The organism is Pantoea anthophila, from assembly GCF_026104315.1.
Lineage (GTDB): Bacteria > Pseudomonadota > Gammaproteobacteria > Enterobacterales > Enterobacteriaceae > Pantoea > Pantoea anthophila.
Genome location: NZ_CP110473.1, coordinates 424,080 through 441,351 on the forward strand (window position 1 = coordinate 424,080; position 17,272 = coordinate 441,351).

Genomic DNA, 17,272 nt, shown 5'->3' on the forward strand with positions numbered 1-17,272 from the left:
GTTGCCTTTGAGTGATTTTTTATGCATATTTTGTGATTATTATTTCAATGTTGCACAACTATCATTCAAATGGGGTCATCAATGGCGGCGGAAAAAATTGCGGTTACCCGGGAGACGTTCGATAACGTTATTTTGCCTGTTTATGCACCTGCGCAGTTTGTGCCGGTAAAAGGCAAAGGCAGTCGTGTATGGGATCAGCAGGGCAAAGAGTATATCGATTTCTCCGGCGGGATCGCCGTCACCGCACTGGGCCACTGCCATCCGGCGCTGGTGGAGGCGCTGAAAAGCCAGGGCGAAACGCTGTGGCATACCAGCAACGTTTTCACCAACGAACCGGCCCTGCGCCTGGCCAGTAAGCTGATCCAGTCCACCTTTGCGGAGCGCGTTTTCTTTGCTAACTCCGGTGCCGAAGCGAACGAAGCCGCCTTTAAGCTGGCGCGTTACTACGCCTGCAAACGTCACAGCCCTTTCAAAAGTAAGATCATCGCCTTTCATAACGCCTTCCACGGGCGGACGCTGTTTACCGTCACGGTTGGCGGTCAGCCAAAATATTCAGACGGCTTCGGCCCGAAACCGGCGGACATCGTGCATGTGCCGTTCAATGACCTGGAGGCGGTAAAAGCGGTTATCGACGATCACACCTGTGCCATCGTGGTGGAACCGATTCAGGGCGAAGGCGGCGTGATGCCCGCGACGCAGGCCTTTATGCAGGGACTGCGTGAGCTGTGCGATAAGCATCAGGCGCTGCTGGTGCTGGACGAAGTGCAGAGCGGTATGGGCCGCAGCGGCAAGCTGTTCGCCTATGAGCACTATGGTGTTCAGCCCGATATCCTGACCTCAGCCAAAGCGCTGGGCGGCGGTTTCCCGGTCAGCGCCATGCTGACCACCAATGAGATCGCCTCGACGATGGCGCCAGGCGTGCATGGCACTACCTACGGCGGCAACCCGCTGGCCTGTGCGATTGCCGAAACCGCACTCGATATCATCAATACGCCAGAGGTACTGTCAGGCGTTGAGGCGCGTCGTCAGCACTTTGTGAACGCCTTACAGGCTATCGATGCGAAGTACGATCTGTTCAGCGATATTCGCGGCAAGGGGCTGCTGATTGGCGCGGCGCTGAAACCGCAGCATGCCGGACGGTCGCGCGATATCCTCAATGCCGCGGCCGCTGAAGGCGTGATGGTGCTGGTCGCCGGCACCGACGTGATGCGTTTTGCCCCGTCGCTGATCATCGAGCCTGCTGACATCGAAGAGGGCATGAGCCGCTTTGCCACGGCTGTCGGCAAAGTGCTCAACGGCTAGCGGATTTTTTCCGTAAGTGTCTGATCAGCCAGCGGCCATGTTGTGGTCGCTGGCTCCACGCCAGCGAGGAGATGGTGTGCATGACGCTGAGATGATCGAGAATGCGTCGCACATGCTGCTCTACCACCGTTACCGGTCCTTCACTGATATTCCCTAGCTCATCCAGCAGATTAACCTGCGAACTGGCACCCTCATATTCCAGCCGCTGCTGACAGCGTTGCAGCGCGATCTCACAGGATTGCAGGTAACGTTCCGCCAGCGAGGGGGTCAGCATGGTGTGCTCACGCGCCAGAATGGTCATCGCATTGATGTGCTCGACGATAAACTGGCTGTGCGTGACCCAGAGCCGCATATCTTTCAGATACTGGGCGTTGAAACCCGGCTCCTGCATCGCCTGATTCAGCGAGTTAAACAGCGCATTGTGCGCCTGATTCACCTGCACGCGCTGATAAGCCAGCTTGCCGGGTGCCTGTTCCTCTCCCAGCAGGAGGCGCAGCGCATCCTGATAGGTTTCCAGCGCGTCATGGGCATTTTGCCGCAGTAAGCCACTCTGCCACTGCGGCCAGAGCCAGATCATGCCGCCAAAGGCGATCAGGCAGCCCATCAGCGTATCCATCAGTCGCGGCAGCAGAAACTGCGCGCCATTCAGTGAGAGGAGCTGCAGCGAGTAAACCGCAGTGACCGTAAAGCCAATCATCGACCAGCCATAAAACTGACGGGTAAAGCGATAGCTGATGAAGGTAATCGCCAGCATCACCAGCAGGACGACAGGTTCCGGCACCGCCAGACGCAGTGTGGCCGCCGCGACCACCAGGCCGGCAAAGGTGCCGAGCGCACGGTGCTGGATACGGACGCGGGTGGCGCTGTAGCCGTTCTGGCTGACGAACATGATCGTCATCAGAATCCAGTAGGGCTTAGGGATGTTGAAGAAGAGCGCCAGCGCGCTGCCCAGCATCAGCATGACCGCAAAGCGACCGGCAGTGCGCAGCGCTGAGGAGCGAAATGAGAGGTAGCTGCGCAGTGCCGGGAGCAGCGGCAGACGGCGCTGGCGGTCAGCCATCAGATCGCGCTGGTAAAGCGGCTTCTGGGTGCGCAGCACCCGCGCAATGCGGTTGAAGTGATAAAGGCAGAAGTGGCCCACCGGATTGTCGGGATGCTGACGGGCGATCTTCTCCAGCGCGCCAAGCTGTTTATCCATCGCAAAACGATCGGCTAACTGGTGGTAGAGAATGGTATCGGCCAGCACCCGCAGCCGGGCTGAGATGGTTTTGGCGTTCCAGCGGATCACCGCTTCAGCATGGCTCTGCTCAACCAGTTTCTGCACCTCTTCCGGCCGGTGCAGGCTGACCGAGATGTGCTCCTGCAGATCCAGCGCCACCTGAAAGGCGCGCGTCAGCCGTTTATGGCTATTGTCGCGGCTCGCCGACAGCATATGCATCTGCTGATAACAGGTGTTGATCAAATCGACCACTTTCTGCTGGCGAGCCAGCAGCGGCGGCAGGGCCTTCTCCGGATCGGTCAGCTGCGTCAGCAGGGTATATTTGGCATCGCAGTAGTTCGCCAGCTCGCGGTAGATCAGGCTCAGGCTTTCGCGCATCGGCTGCTCTTTCCACAGCCAGAACCAGAACCAGTTAAACACGCCATACCAGAGGGTGCCGCCGATATAGAGCAGCGGCGGCACATAGATGGGCATGCGGCCCGTCAGGCTCAGGGTAAAAATAGCGGCGATGAGGGTGCCGGAGAGCAGGCGGCCATGCAGCGGGCTGATCTCCCCGGTGACGCCCAGCAACAGGGGCATCGCAAACAGGATCAGCGGCAGCGGAACCGCATGCAGGGTAAGCCACTGGATCAGGAAGCTGCCAAGCGCAAACAGGCTGCCGCCCACAATCAGACGTTTGAAGAAGCGTTTATGCGGGGTATCGAGACCGGCAATGTTGCAGCAGGCGGGGACTAACGAGAACAGCAGACCTTTTTGCAGGTCGCCAGCCAGCCAGCCCAGCGCGACCGGCAGGCAGAGCACCAGCGTTTGCCGCAGGGCATAGTTCACTTCAGGGTGATAAATAATTCGACGCCACATCGGCTCAGCACAAACAATAACGGCGTGATGCGAACATCACGCCGTGGATGACAGGAATTAGCGGGTGCCGTAAACGACGATGGTTTTGCCGTGTGCAGAGATCAGGTTCTGATCTTCCAGCATCTTCAGAATACGGCCCACGGTTTCGCGTGAACAACCTACAATCTGGCCAATTTCCTGACGGGTAATTTTAATTTGCATGCCGTCGGGATGCGTCATGGCATCTGGCTGTTTCGCCAGGTTAAGCAGCGTCTGTGCAATGCGTCCGGTCACGTCGAGGAAAGCGAGGTTACCCACTTTTTCTGACGTCACCTGCAGGCGACGCGCCATCTGCGACGAGAGTCGCATCAGGATGTCAGGGTTCACCTGAATCAGCTGGCGGAATTTCTTGTAGGAGATCTCCGCCACTTCGCACGCGCTTTTTGCACGTACCCAGGCGCTGCGCTCCTGACCTTCTTCAAACAGGCCAAGCTCGCCGATGAAATCCCCCTGATTGAGGTAGGAAAGAATCATCTCTTTGCCTTCTTCATCTTTAATCAGAACCGCGACGGAACCTTTCACGATGTAGTAAAGCGTTTCAGCTTTTTCACCTTGGTGAATCAGCGTACTTTTGGATGGATACTTGTGAATATGGCAATGGGACAGGAACCATTCGAGTGTAGGGTCTGTTTGCGGTTTGCCGAGAACCATTCGCTATTATCCTCTGTTGTAATCGTGCCCAAAATACAGGGGGCAGTTTTCCCTGTCAGGCGGTGAAAGCTTCAAGCGTTTCCTTTTCAGGAAATTATTCGGGCCGCATCAGGCGCAGTGCGCATCATTCTTCCCGGCTTCGCCATCGGGTGACGAAAAATATTTTCAGCTCTGTTTGTAGCACAGCTTTTGCCGACTGTCTTCTGTTGTCTCGCTTCAGCTAAGGGCGGATTTCTCTGGATTGCTGTTTATCAGGCGAAAGCGTACTCTGGCGACAAAACAGCGTATTCCGGAGCAAAAATCATGCAGGCAAGAGTGAAATGGGTAGAAGGGATGACATTCCTTGGTGAGTCATCCTCCGGCCATCAGATCCTTATGGATGGCAATTCAGGGGATAAAGCGCCCAGCCCAATGGAGATGGTGCTGATGGCGGCGGGCGGATGCAGCGCGATCGACGTGGTATCAATTCTGCAAAAAGGCCGCAACGATGTGGCTGATTGTGAAGTAAAACTGACCTCAGAACGTCGTGAAGAGGCGCCGCGAATCTTTACGCACATCAACCTGCATTTTATCGTGAGTGGCAAAGCACTCCAGGATAAAGCGGTCTCACGCGCGGTGGATCTTTCTGCTGAAAAATATTGTTCGGTGGTCATCATGCTGGGGAAAGGGGTGACGATGACGCACAGCTATGAGGTGGTTGAGCTGTAATAGCCGCAGGTTTTTTTAAAGTTGCTGGCTGTCCGGTGTGAGGCCGTGCCTGGATGGGGGAATTCACTTTGAGACTGTGCCTGCGCAGAAAACCGGGTCGGATCGATTTGTGGTGGTTCGCTGTCAGGCCGTGCCTGCGCAGGAAACCGGGTCAGATCGGAAAGTCGCTTGAGCCAATCCATGGCCGCTCGGCCCGCGCGATTACGCACCTCATCCCTGAGGTGCGCCCGTAGCCGGGCCAACACGTTGCGTTGTTCAAAAACGCTCCCGGCGTTTTATCCGGGCGGCGGGACGCTTTCCTCTTCTGACCCGGTTCCCTGCATGATGAGCTTTCGTGTTGCTGTCAGATTCTTTGTATGCAGGTTTTGTTTGTAGCGGCCTTACTGAAACCGGATGCGGCTACCGGACATGAAGCGAAGGGAGCATACGCCTGTAGCAAAGCATAGCGGGCCAGGAATGGCGGTTTTGCGTCTTTACGAAAGGCGTATTCTCCCTGAAGCTTACTCAGCAGTAAGCCTTTATCCGCAGAAAAACCGGTTTTACATTTTTGCAAAAGGCATCTGCTGTCTGAGGGTTTTTTGCTGACCTCTTACTCTATCCGTTTACCTTCCATCAGCCGCTTCACCAGCGGGCCCATGATCAGCTCCATCGCCAGACCCATTTTGCCGCCGGGCACCACCAGCGTATTGATGTGGGAGATAAACGACCCCTGCAGCATCGCCAGCAGATAGGGGAAGTCGATATCCTCCAGTCCCTGAAAGTGGATTACCACAAAGCTCTCATCCAGTGACGGGATAGCGCGGGCGGCAAACGGGTTCGAAGTATCCACGGTCGGGACGCGCTGAAAGTTAATATGGGTGCGGGAGAACTGAGGCGTAATGAAGTTGATGTAATCCTCCATCGACCGCACCACCGAATCCATCACTGCTTCGCGTGAGTGGCCGCGCTCGCTGGTATCCCGCACCAGCTTCTGAATCCATTCAAGGTTAACAATCGGCACCACGCCCACCAGCAGATCCACCTGTTCTGCGACGTTATGCTGCGCGGTAACCACGCCGCCATGCAGGCCTTCATAGAACAGAATATCGGTGTCCTGCGGCAGCGGCTGCCACGGCGTAAAGGTGCCAGGCACCTGATTCCACGGCACCGCCTCATCATAGGTGTGCAGATATTTACGCGACTGGCCCTGTCCGCTTTGACCATACTCTTTGAAACTCTGTTCCAGCAGGCCAAAGTCGTTGGCCTCCGGGCCGAAATAGCTGACGTGACGTCCTAAATCGCGCGCTTTACGAATCGCCATATCCATTTCAGGACGGGTAAAGCGGTGAAAGCTGTCGCCTTCCAGCTCCGCCGCATGCAGATTTAGCTGCTGGAAGATTTTGCGAAACGCGAGGCTGGTGGTAGTGGTTCCTGCGCCGCTGGAACCGGTCACCGCGATAATGGGATGACGAGCAGACATAGAAAAGCTCCCTGTGTGGTCGGGCAATGAGCATTGTTATCATGAAATGCCCGCCGGTGCATCAGCCGCGAAATTCTTTGCGCGGCATAATATTGACCGACTCATGCAGTTCCGACCATACCAGCACCACTTCGCCAGACTCCAGCTGCCGACGCACATCCGCGACCTTGTCGACCAGGCTGCGCTCCTGTTCGCCATAGTCGGTGCCTTCGCGCAGCACAAACGTTTCAATCAGGTTTTCGAGGGTCTCCGGGGAGACCTGTTGCCAGGGAATAATCACGCGATCAGTTATCCAGAATAGGGGCGATCCACTGGGGGATGCGCTGTTCCAGCCACATTTCGGGCTGACGTAACGTCCCACCGACAAAGCCGACATGGCCGCCGTGTGGGCTCAGTTGATAAGTAATAGTGGCAGATAATTGGCTGCTGTGCGGGATCACCTCATCGCTCATAAAGGGATCGTCTTTCGCATGGATGATCAGCAGCGGTGTTTCGACCTGCTTCAGCCACGGCATGGCGCTGGCACGCTGATAGTAGTCGGTCGCATCCGCAAACCCGTGGGCACGGGCCGTGATCGCGTCATCAAAATCACGCAGTCGCCGCAGGGCTTTCAGTTGCGCCAGGTTGACCGGCAGCGTATCCGGCCAGGCGTGTAGCTTGCGGCGGGCATTTTTCTTCAGTTGCGCCAGCAGATAGTACTGATAGACGCGGGAAAAGCCGCGCTCCAGTCTCAGGCTGCAGGGTTCCAGCTGCAGCGGGGCGGAGACGATCACGCCCGCATCAACCCCGGCGTCTGCACCCTGCTGACCCAGCAGGCAGCCCAGCATATTGCCGCCCAGCGAGAAGCCTACGGCGGCGGTGGGCACGCGTCCCCAGCGGTGGTGCAGCCACTGCAGGAAAAAGCGGGCATCGTCAGTTTCGCCGGAGTGATAGATCCGGTTCAGCCGGTTAGGCTCGCCGCTGCAGCCGCGAAAATGCATCACCACCGCCAGCCAGCCGCGCGCACGGCAGATGGCCATCAGGCCATGGATATAGGGGCTGTGAAAACTCCCCTCCAGACCGTGAAACAGCACCACACGCGGTTTATGCTGCGCCGTGTGCGGATCTTCGCTCCAGGCGAGGTCGACAAAATCGCCATCCGGCAGATCGAGACGCTGCCAGTGGGGCTGGAGAGTGACATGGCGCCGCAACAGGCGCGGCAGCACGGTCTGCAGATGCGCATTACGCAGTGAGCCCGGCGGGATAAAGCGCTCATTTCCGGGTCCGGTAAATTTCATGGGGTAAAAGCTTGTCTGTTCCATATCACACTGTTAGCTTCGAAAGGTTTTTTCTTGCAGGGGTAAGGAGTACCCGATTGCCATGGAACTGAGTCTTTTCTTATCGATGTTAGGGTTTCTCTGGGTCGCTGCCATTACGCCAGGCCCTAATAATATGTTACTCACCGCCTCAGGCGCTAATTTTGGCTTTGTGCGCACCATTCCGCTGATGATTGGCATCATGATCGGCATGCAGGTGATGTTGCTGATGGTGGCCTTTGGAGTGGGTGGCCTGATCCTGCTCTATCCGTCACTGCATCTGATGCTGAAAATCGCCGGCAGCCTCTATCTGCTCTGGCTGGCGTGGAAAATCGCCACAGCCAGCTATGAAAAGCTGGAAACTGACCAGGGCCCGGACGCGCCGATGCCGTTCTGGCAGGGGGGCGTGCTGCAGCTGATCAACCCCAAAGCCTGGCTGATGGCGCTGGGTGCGGTCGCCAGCTTCAGCCTGGCAGGGGACGCTTATCGCCATTCGATTGCCGCGATAAGCATCGGCATGTTTATGGTCAATCTGCTGTCGGGCGCAATCTGGATGGGATTCGGCGCGATGATTGGCCGCATTCTGCGCAGCCGTCGCGCCTGGAAAATCTTCAACCTCGCCATGGGGCTGCTGACTGCCGCCTGCGTGCTGTTAATCTGGCACTGAGTTAACTGGATGCGCGTTCAACGCGCGTCCAGGGCAGCACTTCGCGAACTACTGGCGCGTTCGGATTACGGATCTTCTGCAACAGCAGCTGCACGCTGCGAGCGCCCAGCTGGTTCATCGGCTGTTCGATGGTGGTCAGCGGCGGATTCAGGCTGCGGGTGAACGGAATCCCATCAAAACCGACCACCGCCAGATCTTCCGGTACGCGCAGACCTGCCTCCAGTGCCGCATGCACCACGCCCACCGCCAGCACATCGGAAACCGCAAACACCGCATCCGGCGGTTCCGGCAGCGCCAGCAGCTCCTTCACGGCCTGACTGCCCGCCTCAGGGGAAATTTCATCGGTATAAGCGACGCCAGACCAGGGATACTCCAGCTCTTCCAGTGCCTGCCGGTAGCCCTTTTCACGATGATGTGAATAGAGGTAGCGCATATCGCCATTCACCAGCCCGATGCGTTTACGTCCTTTACCGGCCAGGTAATGGACGGTGTCACGCGCAGCTTCAAGATGATCGATGGTGACCGAGGAGGCGGGGATCGTCGGATCAAACTCGCAGCACTGCACCCACGGCGCACCGGCGATCAGCGCCTGCAAATCCTGCAAGCCCGACGCGGCATCCATGGTAATCACGCCATCCACCACTTTTCCGGTCAGCAAACTCAGATAGGCGGCTTCCCGCTGCAGTTGCGAAGCGGAGTTGCAGAGCAGGATGTGATAGCCATGCAGCTCGGCTTCTGCCTCTATCCCCTGCACCACGCGAGAGCAGAAGGGATTGGTGATATCTGAGATCAGCACCAGCAGCATGTGGCTTTGCGCCGTACGCAGCTGACGTGCCAGTAAGTTGGGCTGATAGTCGCAGGCAGAGATCGCCGCCAGAACTTTCTCACGCGTATCGGGCTTGACGCCAGGATGCGCGTTGAGTACCCGCGATACCGTGGCTTTGGAGACGCCAGCCAGCTGAGCGACTTTCTCAATCGACATCGGGTTACTGAGACCTTAACAGGCAATGAATGGGAACACATATCAATATCACAGGGACAATGTGAGCGCCTGACATTTTTGCTTACTTTAGCTATTTTCAGCATTTGCGATTTCTGACTTAGGTTTGCAGATAGTGATCTAAGAACTTATTTCTATTAGGGATAATTTTTAATTCCTTTATGAAACTATAGTGCGCAGAGACACTGCCCCCACGATAAAAAAACAGGGGGAAAACGATCATGGCAACAACACGTTTCACACTTTTAGCCGCCGCGCTGGCGCTGCTGGCTTTCCGGGCTGATGCGGTGAATGTCACCGTGGCCTACCAGACTTCCGCCGAACCGGCAAAAGTGGCGCAGGCGGACAACAGTTTTGCCAAAGATAGCGGGGCCAGCGTCGACTGGCGTAAGTTTGACAGCGGCGCGGGCGTATTACGTGCGCTGGCCTCCGGTGACGTCCAGATTGGTAATATCGGTTCCAGTCCGTTAGCAGTGGCCGCGGCGCAGAAGCTGCCGATTGAAGCCTTTTTACTCGCGTCGCAGCTGGGTAATTCGGAAGCCCTGGTCGTCAAAAAGAGCATCACCTCCCCGAAAGATCTTATCGGCAAGCGCATCGCGGTGCCGTTCATCTCCACCACCCACTACAGCCTGCTGGCTGCGCTGAAACACTGGGGCATTAAGCCGTCGCAGGTTCAGCTGGTCAATCTGCAGCCGCCCGCGATTATTGCTGCCTGGCAGCGCGGCGATATTGACGGGGCCTATGTCTGGGCACCCGCGGTGAATGAGCTGGAAAAAGAGGGCAGGGTATTAACCGACTCTTCGCAGGTGGGGAGCTGGGGATCACCGACGCTGGATGTCTGGGTCGTACGCAAAGATTTTGCCGAACAGCATCCGGAGATCGTCACTGCCTTTGCCCGCAGCGCTATCGAGGCGCAACAGGCCTACCTGAAGAGTCCCGACAGCTGGCTGAAGCAGCCTGAAAACCTCAGCAAACTGTCACGCCTGAGCGGGGTGCCGGAAGCGCAGGTGCCGGACCTGGTGAAGGGGAATACCTATCTGACGGCGCAGCAGCAGGTTGAGCAGCTGGGCAAGCCAGTCAATAAAGCGATTGTCGATACCGCGCAGTTTCTGAAAGCGCAGGGCCGAGTGCCACAGGCCGATAACGACTACAGCAGCTACGTCACTTCCCGCTTCGTCGCGCCACTCGTTAAACAGTAAGGAGGCACTATGCTGCGCATCGCTCACCTTAATGCACGGTATGCCGGGCAGCCGGTGTTGCAGGATATCAACCTGCAACTGGACAGCCAGGAACTGCTGGTGGTACTGGGCCCCTCCGGCTGCGGCAAAACCACGCTGCTGAATCTGGTCGCCGGATTCCTGCCGGTTGAGTCGGGCTCCATTACGCTGGATAACCAGCCGGTGAACGGACCGGGCGCGGAGCGCGGCGTGGTGTTTCAGAATGAGGGGCTGCTGCCATGGCGCAACGTCCTGGATAATGTCGCGTTTGGCCTGCAGCTGGCCGGGATGCCCCGCCAGCCGCGTGAGGCGGTGGCGCGCCGCCTGATCAGACAGGTGGGGCTGGAAGGGGCGGAGAAGCGCGCCATCTGGCAGCTCTCTGGCGGTCAGCGTCAGCGGGTAGGCATCGCACGCGCGCTGGCGACCGATCCGCAACTGCTGCTGCTGGATGAACCCTTCGGTGCGCTGGATGCGTTTACCCGCGAACAGATGCAGACCCTGCTGCTGACGCTGTGGCGTGACAGCGGTAAACAGATCCTGCTGATTACGCACGACATTGAAGAGGCGATTTTCCTCGCCAGCGAACTGATTCTGCTCTCACCCGGACCGGGCCGCATTGTCGAGCGGCTGCGCCCCGATTTTGGCCGGCGCTTTGCCGCGGGTGAATCGTGCCGCAGCATCAAATCCGATCCGCAGTTTATCGCCCAGCGCGAGTATGTGCTGAGCCGGGTGTTTGATCAGCGGGAGGCATTTGCATGAGCGCGCTTATCAACGACAAATCTCTGCCGGTGCGCCGTCGGCTGCGCTGGCCTTTCTCAACTGCCCTGACGCTGAGCCTGCTGAGCCTCTCTCTGCTGTTACTGCTCTGGTGGGGCGTGACCGCGCTGGGCCTGATCGCGCCGCTGTTTCTGCCATCGCCGCAGCAGGTGTTCAGCAAGCTGCTGCTGATTGCCAGCGCACAGGGGTTTATGGATGCCACGCTCTGGCAGCATCTGGCCGCCAGCCTGACGCGCATGCTGATTGCGCTGACCGCTGCTGCCGCCATCGGTATTCCGACCGGCATTCTGATGGGCCTCAGCCCGGTTGCGCGTGGACTGCTCGATCCGCTGATTGAGCTTTATCGCCCGATTCCGCCTCTCGCCTATCTGCCCCTGATGGTGATCTGGTTCGGCATCGGCGAAACCTCAAAAATTCTGCTGATCTATCTGGCCATCTTCGCACCGGTGACGCTCTCCACCCTGGCCGGGGTACGAAACACACAGCCGGTGCGGCTGCGGGCGGCCCGCTCGCTGGGGGCTAACCGCTGGCAACTGCTGCGCTGGGTGATTCTGCCGGGTGCGCTGCCGGAGATCCTGACCGGACTGCGCATCGGTCTGGGCGTGGGCTGGTCGACGCTGGTGGCGGCTGAACTGATTGCCGCCACGCGAGGACTGGGGTTTATGGTGCAGTCGGCCGGAGAGTTTCTTGCCACCGATGTGGTGCTGGCAGGTATCGCGGTGATAGCCGTTATCGCTTTTAGCTTAGAACTCGGGCTCCGCGCATTGCAGCGCCGTCTGACGCCCTGGAGTGGAGAACAATCATGAGTGAACGTCTCAGTTTTACCCCGCTTGGCCCCTATATTGGCGCACAGGTTTCTGACCTGGATGTCTCGCGCCCCCTGAGCGATGCGCAGTTTGAGCAGCTCTATCACGGCCTGCTGCGGCATCAGGTGCTGTTTCTGCGCGATCAGCAGATTACGCCGGAGCAGCATCGCGCGCTGGCAGTGCGCTTCGGTGACCTGCATATTCATCCGGTCTATCCGCATGCGGAAGGCGTGGAGGAGATTATCGTGCTGGATACCCACCAGGATAACCCGCCGGATAATGATAACTGGCACACCGACGTCACCTTTATCGACACACCGCCTGCGATTGCGCTGCTGGCTTCCAAGGTGCTACCGGCGGCGGGCGGCGATACGCTCTGGACCAGCGGAATAGCGGCTTACGAGGCGCTCTCTGAACCCTTTAAGCAACTGCTGACGGGCCTGAGTGCGGAACACGATTTTAAAAAGTCCTTCCAGGAGTATAAGTACCGCAAAACTCCGGAGGAGCATCAGCGCTGGCAGCAGGCGGTCGATAAACATCCGCCGGTGCAGCATCCGGTGATCCGCACCCATCCGGTCAGCGGCAAAAAAGCCCTGTTTGTGAATGAGGGGTTCACGACGCGGATCGTGGAGTTAAGTGAGAAGGAGAGTGATGCGGTACTGCGCTTTCTGTTCGCTCACGCCACCAAACCGGAGTTTCAGGTGCGCTGGCGCTGGCAGCCCAACGATCTGGCTATCTGGGATAATCGGGTCACGCAGCACTACGCCAATGCCGACTACTATCCGGCGCGCCGTATTATGCAGCGGGCCACCGTCCTGGGCGACAGACCCCGTTAAGCGCACAGCCTTCTCCCTGCGGACAGGGAGAAGGCTAGCCCGTCAGGACGCCATCATCTGTTCGAGCTGCTCCTGCGCCTCCAGCCACGCCATCTCCACCTCTTCCAGCGCCGATTTACTCTCTGCCTGACGCTGCAGCGCGGTGGTCAGATCCGCTTTGCGGCCAGGATCATAAATGGCACTGTCCGAAAGCTGAGCTTCGGCATCGGCCAGCTGGCTCTGCCATTTGCTCATCTGCTTTTCCAGTTTTTCGATCTCTTTACGCAGCGGCTGAGTCTGCGCACGCAGTTCGGCATCGCGGCGCTTCTGATCTTTTCGCGCCTGGGCGCTGTTGCCGTTGTCCTGCTTTGGCGCGGCCTCCTGTTGCGCCTGCTGCTTCTGCAGATCGCTCAGCCACTGCTGATAATCTTCGAGATCGCCGGCAAAGACATCCACTTTGCCGTCGTGCACCAGATAGAGATCGTCCGTGGTGGCGCGCAGCAGATGGCGATCGTGCGACACCACCACCAGCGCACCTTCGAAGTCGATCAGCGCTTCCGTCAGCGCCTGGCGCATATCCAGATCAAGGTGGTTAGTCGGTTCATCCAGCAGCAGCAGGTTAGGGCGCTGCCAGACAATCAGTGCCAGCACCAGGCGCGCTTTCTCACCGCCGGAGAAGCGTTCGGTCATTTCCGTGACTTTATCGCCGCGGAAGTCAAAGCCGCCCAGATAGTCGCGCAGCTGCTGCTCCAGCACGTTCGGCGCAATGCGCGCCAGATGCTGCAGCGGGGACTCGTCGGCCCGCAGGTACTCGAGCTGATGCTGGGCGAAGTAACCGAGCTTGATCCCTTTCGCCAGGCCAATCCTGCCTTCCATCGCCTCCAGCTCGCCCGCCAGCAGCTTAATCAGGGTCGATTTACCCGCCCCGTTGCGGCCCAGCAGACCAATGCGCGAACCCGGTACCAGGTTGAGCTTGATGGCGTCGAGAATGATGCGATCACCATACCCCGCCGTGACCTTCTCCATCTTCAGAATCGGGTTGGGCAGGTTTTCCGGCTTGCGGAAGGTGAAGCTGAACGGGTTATCGACATGGGCAGGCGCGATCATCTCCATGCGCTCCAGCATTTTGATGCGGCTCTGCGCCTGTTTCGCCTTGGAGGCTTTGGCACGGAAGCGGTCAATGTAGCTGTGCAGATGCGCCACCTTCTCCTGCTGACTCTCATACAGCGACTGCTGCTGAGCCAGTTTGGCGACGCGCTGCCGCTCAAAGGAGGTGTAGTTGCCGGTATATTCGAACATCGACGCCTGTTCGATATGAATGATTTTGTCGACCACCGGATCGAGAAAGTCACGGTCATGCGAGATCAGGATCAGGGTACCTTCGTAACTCTTCAGCCAGCGCTCCAGCCAGATCACCGCATCAAGATCGAGGTGGTTGGTCGGTTCATCCAGCAACAGCAGATCGGAGCGGCAGATCAGCGCCTGTGCCAGATTGAGGCGCATCCGCCAGCCACCGGAGAAGTCGCTGACCGGGCGCTGCAGCTGCTCCTGACTGAAGCCCAGACCATGCAGCAGGCTGGCGGCGCGCGCATGGATACTCCACGCCTGCACCGCATCAAGCTTGCCGTGCAGCAGGGCGATCGCATTGCCGTCGTCCCGCCGGTTCGCCTCCGCCAGTTCAGCCTCAAGCTGGCGATAGTCGCGATCGCCATCAATCACATACTCCAGCGCGGCTTTGTCCAGCGCGGGGGTTTCCTGGTTAACCCAGGCCAGCGCCCAGTGAGCAGGAAAGGTGACGGTGCCGGCATCGCTGGTGATCTCACCTTTTAACAGCGACAGCAGCGTGGATTTTCCACAGCCGTTTTTACCCACCAGCCCGACCTTCTGACCGGGATTAATGGTGGCGGTGGCATTGTCGAGCAGGACGCGGATGCCGCGGCGAATTTGTAAGGCAGAGAAGACAATCATGTAAGCGCCGTATCGTCAGAATATGTTAATTTACTGGCAACATAATGAGATTTTGCTGCGTCGTGCATGGTAGCCGAAAACCGCACCAATGACGACGCTTTGGAGGGAAAGGATGTCGCAGCCACCCCGCGTGTTACTGCTTTTTGCTCATCCGGAATTACAGGATTCCGTCGCTAACCGGATTTTGTTGCAGTCGGCGCAGGCGCTGGAACACGTCACCGTACACGATCTGTACGCCACCTATCCGGATTTTTTTATCGATATTCATCATGAACAGCAGCTGCTGCGCGAACATGATGTCATCATTTTTCAGCATCCGCTCTATACCTATAGCTGTCCGGCCCTGCTGAAAGAGTGGCTGGACCGGGTGCTGTCGCGCGGTTTTGCCAGTGGCGTGGATGGCAATGCGCTGGAAGGAAAATACTGGCGCAGCGTTGTGACGACCGGGGAGCCGGAGAGCGCCTTTAAACAGCAGGGGCTGAACCGCTATTCACTCAATGACATCATGCGGCCCTTTGAGCTGACCGCACAGATGTGCCGCATGCACTGGATGCCGCCGATGATCGTCTACTGGGCGCGTCGGCAGAGTCCTGAACTGATGAAAAATTATGCCCGCGCCTATGGCGAGTGGCTGGCAGCTCCGCTGCCGAATGGAGGGATATAGATGGAAGGGCAAACGCTGCTGACCGCCGGGGTGATTTATCTGGTCGCGGCGGTATTAATTGTACCGGTGGCGGCTCGCCTCGGGATTGGTGCTGTACTGGGCTATCTGGTGGCGGGGATCGCTATCGGCCCGTGGGGATTAGGTTTTATCAGCGACGTCGATGAGATTCTCCATTTCTCGGAACTGGGCGTGGTTTTCCTGATGTTCATTATTGGACTGGAGCTGAACCCGGCAAAGCTGTGGGCGCTGCGCCGCTCCATTTTTGGTGTCGGTGCGGCGCAGGTCATCTTCTCTGCGGCGATTCTGGGCGGCCTGCTGTGGCTGACTGACTTTAGCTGGCAGGCGGCGGTCATCGGCGGCATCGGTCTGGCGATGTCCTCAACCGCGATGGCGCTGCAGCTGATGATGGATAAAGGCATGAACCGCAGCGAAGCGGGGCAGCTGGGCTTTTCGGTGCTGCTGTTTCAGGATATCGCGGTGATCCCGGCCCTGGCGCTGATTCCGCTGCTGGCGGGCACCGACAGCGGCCATATTGACTGGATGAAAGTCGGCATGAAGGTGCTGGCGTTCGCAGGCATGCTGGTGGGGGGACGCTATCTGCTGCGGCCTATCTTCCGCTATATCGCCGCATCAGGTGTCCGTGAGGTCTTTACCGCCGCCTCGCTGCTGCTGGTGCTGGGCTCCGCGCTGTTTATGGATGCGCTGGGTCTGTCGATGGCGCTGGGCACCTTTATCGCGGGGATCCTGCTGGCAGAGAGTGAATACCAGCATGAGCTGGAGGTGGCGATTGACCCTTTCAAAGGGTTGCTGCTGGGCCTGTTCTTTATTTCCGTTGGCATGGCGCTCAACCTCGGTGTGCTCTATACCCATATTGTGACCATCCTGCTCGGCGTGGTGACGCTGGTGGCGGTGAAAACGCTGGTGCTCTATCTGCTGGCGCGTATTTATGGCTTACGCAGTTCCGAGCGGCAGCAGTTTGCCGGCGTGCTGAGTCAGGGGGGCGAGTTCGCCTTTGTGCTCTTCTCCGCGGCCTCTTCGGCGAAGCTCTTCTCCGGCGATCAGCTGCCGATGCTGCTGGTGACCGTCACCCTGTCGATGATGACCACGCCTCTGCTGATGCAGGGTATTGATCGTCTGCTGGCGCATCGCTTCAATGAGCCCGATGAAGAAGCAGAGAAGCACTTTGTTGAAGACGATCAGCCGCAGGTGATTGTGGTGGGCTTTGGTCGCTTCGGCCAGGTGGTCGGCCGCTTGCTGATGGCGAACAACAAACGCATCACCGTGCTGGAGCGCGACATCAGTGCGGTAAGCCTGATGCGCAAATATGGCTACAAGGTTTATTACGGCGACGCCACCGAGCTGGAGTTATTGCGCGCGGCGGGCGCAGCCAGCGCGCAGGCGATTGTGATCACCTGTAATGAACCGGAAGATGTGATGACCATCGTGCACTTATGTCAGCAGCACTTCCCGCAATTACAGATTCAGGCGCGCGCCCGGGGCCGTGTCGAGGCACACGAACTGCTGCAGGCTGGCGTGACGCAGTTCTCACGTGAAACCTTCTCCAGTGCGCTGGAGCTGGGACGCAAGACGCTGATGTCTCTGGGGATGCATCCGCATCAGGCGCATCGCGCCCAGCAGCATTTCCGCCGGCTCGATATGCGGATGCTGCGTGAACTGATGCCCAGCCTCTCTGAAAGTGCGCAGGCGTCGCGCGTGCGTGAAGCGCGGCGGGAACTGGAAGATATCTTCCAGCGCGAAATGCAGCGCGAAAAGCGGCAGATCGATGGCTGGGACGATGATCAATAACCTTTTAAAACAGGCTGAAGC

General features: G+C 58.3%; 16 protein-coding genes. 9 read left to right on the forward strand and 7 right to left on the reverse strand.

Going from position 1 to position 17,272, the window contains the following annotated elements; all coding sequences use genetic code 11:
* The first annotated feature begins 81 nt into the window (after positions 1–81).
* Positions 82–1,302, forward strand: coding sequence for a bifunctional acetylornithine/succinyldiaminopimelate transaminase (gene argD / locus OJ965_RS04500; RefSeq protein WP_009087648.1), 1,221 nt, complete (start codon positions 82–84; stop codon positions 1,300–1,302).
* On the opposite strand, the gene OJ965_RS04505 is transcribed toward argD, so the two are convergent.
* Together OJ965_RS04505 and crp are read right to left on the reverse strand one after the other, a co-directional pair.
* Entirely contained in the window at positions 1,292–3,379 is a 2,088-nt protein-coding gene (locus OJ965_RS04505; RefSeq protein WP_009087646.1) for a YccS/YhfK family putative transporter, read from the reverse strand. The genes argD and OJ965_RS04505 overlap by 11 nt on opposite strands.
* 57 nt (positions 3,380–3,436) lie before the next feature.
* The gene (gene crp, locus OJ965_RS04510; protein WP_003852956.1) at positions 3,437–4,069 is read right to left on the reverse strand and encodes a cAMP-activated global transcriptional regulator CRP; all 633 of its coding nucleotides are present in this window, start codon (positions 4,067–4,069) and stop codon (positions 3,437–3,439) included.
* A 303-nt stretch (positions 4,070–4,372) separates the two neighbouring features.
* On the opposite strand from crp, the gene OJ965_RS04515 reads away from it, so the two are divergent.
* Positions 4,373–4,777: an OsmC family protein gene (locus OJ965_RS04515; RefSeq protein WP_265138020.1), complete on the forward strand. Its 405-nt coding sequence runs from the start codon at positions 4,373–4,375 to the stop codon at positions 4,775–4,777.
* Between the two features lie 589 nt (positions 4,778–5,366).
* Here OJ965_RS04515 and OJ965_RS04520 read toward each other — a convergent pair.
* From OJ965_RS04520 to OJ965_RS04530, 3 genes are all read right to left on the reverse strand, one after another.
* Positions 5,367–6,236, reverse strand: a complete 870-nt coding sequence (locus OJ965_RS04520) for a phosphoribulokinase (protein ID WP_009087643.1) — start codon at positions 6,234–6,236, stop codon at positions 5,367–5,369.
* A 61-nt stretch (positions 6,237–6,297) separates the two neighbouring features.
* Positions 6,298–6,516 carry a YheU family protein gene (locus OJ965_RS04525; protein ID WP_009087640.1) on the reverse strand — a complete coding sequence of 73 codons (219 nt, stop codon included), beginning with the start codon at positions 6,514–6,516 and terminating at the stop codon, positions 6,298–6,300.
* A 4-nt stretch (positions 6,517–6,520) separates the two neighbouring features.
* Positions 6,521–7,537, reverse strand: a complete 1,017-nt coding sequence (locus tag OJ965_RS04530) for a hydrolase (protein WP_009087639.1) — start codon at positions 7,535–7,537, stop codon at positions 6,521–6,523.
* A gap of 58 nt (positions 7,538–7,595) precedes the next feature.
* Between OJ965_RS04530 and OJ965_RS04535 the strand changes: the two genes are divergently transcribed.
* Positions 7,596–8,198 (forward strand): LysE family translocator, encoded by a 603-nt coding sequence (locus OJ965_RS04535; protein WP_009087637.1) that lies wholly within the window; start codon positions 7,596–7,598, stop codon positions 8,196–8,198.
* 1 nt (position 8,199) lies between these two features.
* On the opposite strand, the gene OJ965_RS04540 is transcribed toward OJ965_RS04535, so the two are convergent.
* Complete coding sequence (locus OJ965_RS04540) at positions 8,200–9,180, reverse strand: LacI family DNA-binding transcriptional regulator (RefSeq protein WP_009087636.1); 981 nt, start codon at positions 9,178–9,180, stop codon at positions 8,200–8,202.
* 239 nt (positions 9,181–9,419) lie between these two features.
* Here OJ965_RS04540 and tauA point away from each other — a divergent pair, with 239 nt between their 5' ends.
* The 4 genes from tauA to tauD are packed head-to-tail and all read left to right on the forward strand — an operon-like array spanning position 9,420 to position 12,834.
* Positions 9,420–10,397, forward strand: a complete 978-nt coding sequence (gene tauA, locus OJ965_RS04545) for a taurine ABC transporter substrate-binding protein (protein WP_009087634.1) — start codon at positions 9,420–9,422, stop codon at positions 10,395–10,397.
* A gap of 9 nt (positions 10,398–10,406) precedes the next feature.
* The gene (gene tauB, locus OJ965_RS04550; RefSeq protein ID WP_265138027.1) at positions 10,407–11,174 is read left to right on the forward strand and encodes a taurine ABC transporter ATP-binding subunit; all 768 of its coding nucleotides are present in this window, start codon (positions 10,407–10,409) and stop codon (positions 11,172–11,174) included.
* Entirely contained in the window at positions 11,171–11,998 is an 828-nt protein-coding gene (gene tauC / locus OJ965_RS04555; protein WP_009087631.1) for a taurine ABC transporter permease TauC, read from the forward strand. The genes tauB and tauC overlap by 4 nt, the downstream gene beginning before the upstream one ends.
* Positions 11,995–12,834 carry a taurine dioxygenase gene (gene tauD, locus OJ965_RS04560; RefSeq protein ID WP_046100704.1) on the forward strand — a complete coding sequence of 280 codons (840 nt, stop codon included), beginning with the start codon at positions 11,995–11,997 and terminating at the stop codon, positions 12,832–12,834. Before tauC ends, tauD begins: the two co-directional genes overlap by 4 nt.
* Positions 12,835–12,876: 42 nt before the next feature.
* On the opposite strand, the gene OJ965_RS04565 is transcribed toward tauD, so the two are convergent.
* Positions 12,877–14,781 carry an ABC transporter ATP-binding protein gene (locus OJ965_RS04565; protein WP_111207895.1) on the reverse strand — a complete coding sequence of 635 codons (1,905 nt, stop codon included), beginning with the start codon at positions 14,779–14,781 and terminating at the stop codon, positions 12,877–12,879.
* 112 nt (positions 14,782–14,893) lie between these two features.
* Here OJ965_RS04565 and kefG point away from each other — a divergent pair, with 112 nt between their 5' ends.
* Both kefG and kefB read left to right on the forward strand, forming a co-directional pair.
* Complete coding sequence (gene kefG, locus OJ965_RS04570) at positions 14,894–15,445, forward strand: glutathione-regulated potassium-efflux system ancillary protein KefG (protein WP_009087624.1); 552 nt, start codon at positions 14,894–14,896, stop codon at positions 15,443–15,445.
* Complete coding sequence (kefB, locus tag OJ965_RS04575) at positions 15,446–17,251, forward strand: glutathione-regulated potassium-efflux system protein KefB (RefSeq protein ID WP_009087622.1); 1,806 nt, start codon at positions 15,446–15,448, stop codon at positions 17,249–17,251.
* The last annotated feature ends 21 nt before the right edge of the window (positions 17,252–17,272 follow it).

Bases quoted from the DNA above. Each gene is read 5' to 3' on its own strand.
- OJ965_RS04530 (WP_009087639.1), bottom strand. From the start codon at position 7,537: ATGGAACAGACAAGCTTTTACCCCATGAAATTTACCGGACCCGGAAAT.
- OJ965_RS04565 (WP_111207895.1), bottom strand. From the start codon at position 14,781: ATGATTGTCTTCTCTGCCTTACAAATTCGCCGCGGCATCCGCGTCCTG.
- tauC (WP_009087631.1), top strand. From the start codon at position 11,171: ATGAGCGCGCTTATCAACGACAAATCTCTGCCGGTGCGCCGTCGGCTG.
- argD (WP_009087648.1), top strand. From the start codon at position 82: ATGGCGGCGGAAAAAATTGCGGTTACCCGGGAGACGTTCGATAACGTT.
- OJ965_RS04540 (WP_009087636.1), bottom strand. From the start codon at position 9,180: ATGTCGATTGAGAAAGTCGCTCAGCTGGCTGGCGTCTCCAAAGCCACG.
- OJ965_RS04505 (WP_009087646.1), bottom strand. From the start codon at position 3,379: ATGTGGCGTCGAATTATTTATCACCCTGAAGTGAACTATGCCCTGCGG.
- OJ965_RS04520 (WP_009087643.1), bottom strand. From the start codon at position 6,236: ATGTCTGCTCGTCATCCCATTATCGCGGTGACCGGTTCCAGCGGCGCA.
- OJ965_RS04515 (WP_265138020.1), top strand. From the start codon at position 4,373: ATGCAGGCAAGAGTGAAATGGGTAGAAGGGATGACATTCCTTGGTGAG.
- kefB (WP_009087622.1), top strand. From the start codon at position 15,446: ATGGAAGGGCAAACGCTGCTGACCGCCGGGGTGATTTATCTGGTCGCG.
- tauA (WP_009087634.1), top strand. From the start codon at position 9,420: ATGGCAACAACACGTTTCACACTTTTAGCCGCCGCGCTGGCGCTGCTG.
- tauB (WP_265138027.1), top strand. From the start codon at position 10,407: ATGCTGCGCATCGCTCACCTTAATGCACGGTATGCCGGGCAGCCGGTG.
- tauD (WP_046100704.1), top strand. From the start codon at position 11,995: ATGAGTGAACGTCTCAGTTTTACCCCGCTTGGCCCCTATATTGGCGCA.
- crp (WP_003852956.1), bottom strand. From the start codon at position 4,069: ATGGTTCTCGGCAAACCGCAAACAGACCCTACACTCGAATGGTTCCTG.
- OJ965_RS04535 (WP_009087637.1), top strand. From the start codon at position 7,596: ATGGAACTGAGTCTTTTCTTATCGATGTTAGGGTTTCTCTGGGTCGCT.
- kefG (WP_009087624.1), top strand. From the start codon at position 14,894: ATGTCGCAGCCACCCCGCGTGTTACTGCTTTTTGCTCATCCGGAATTA.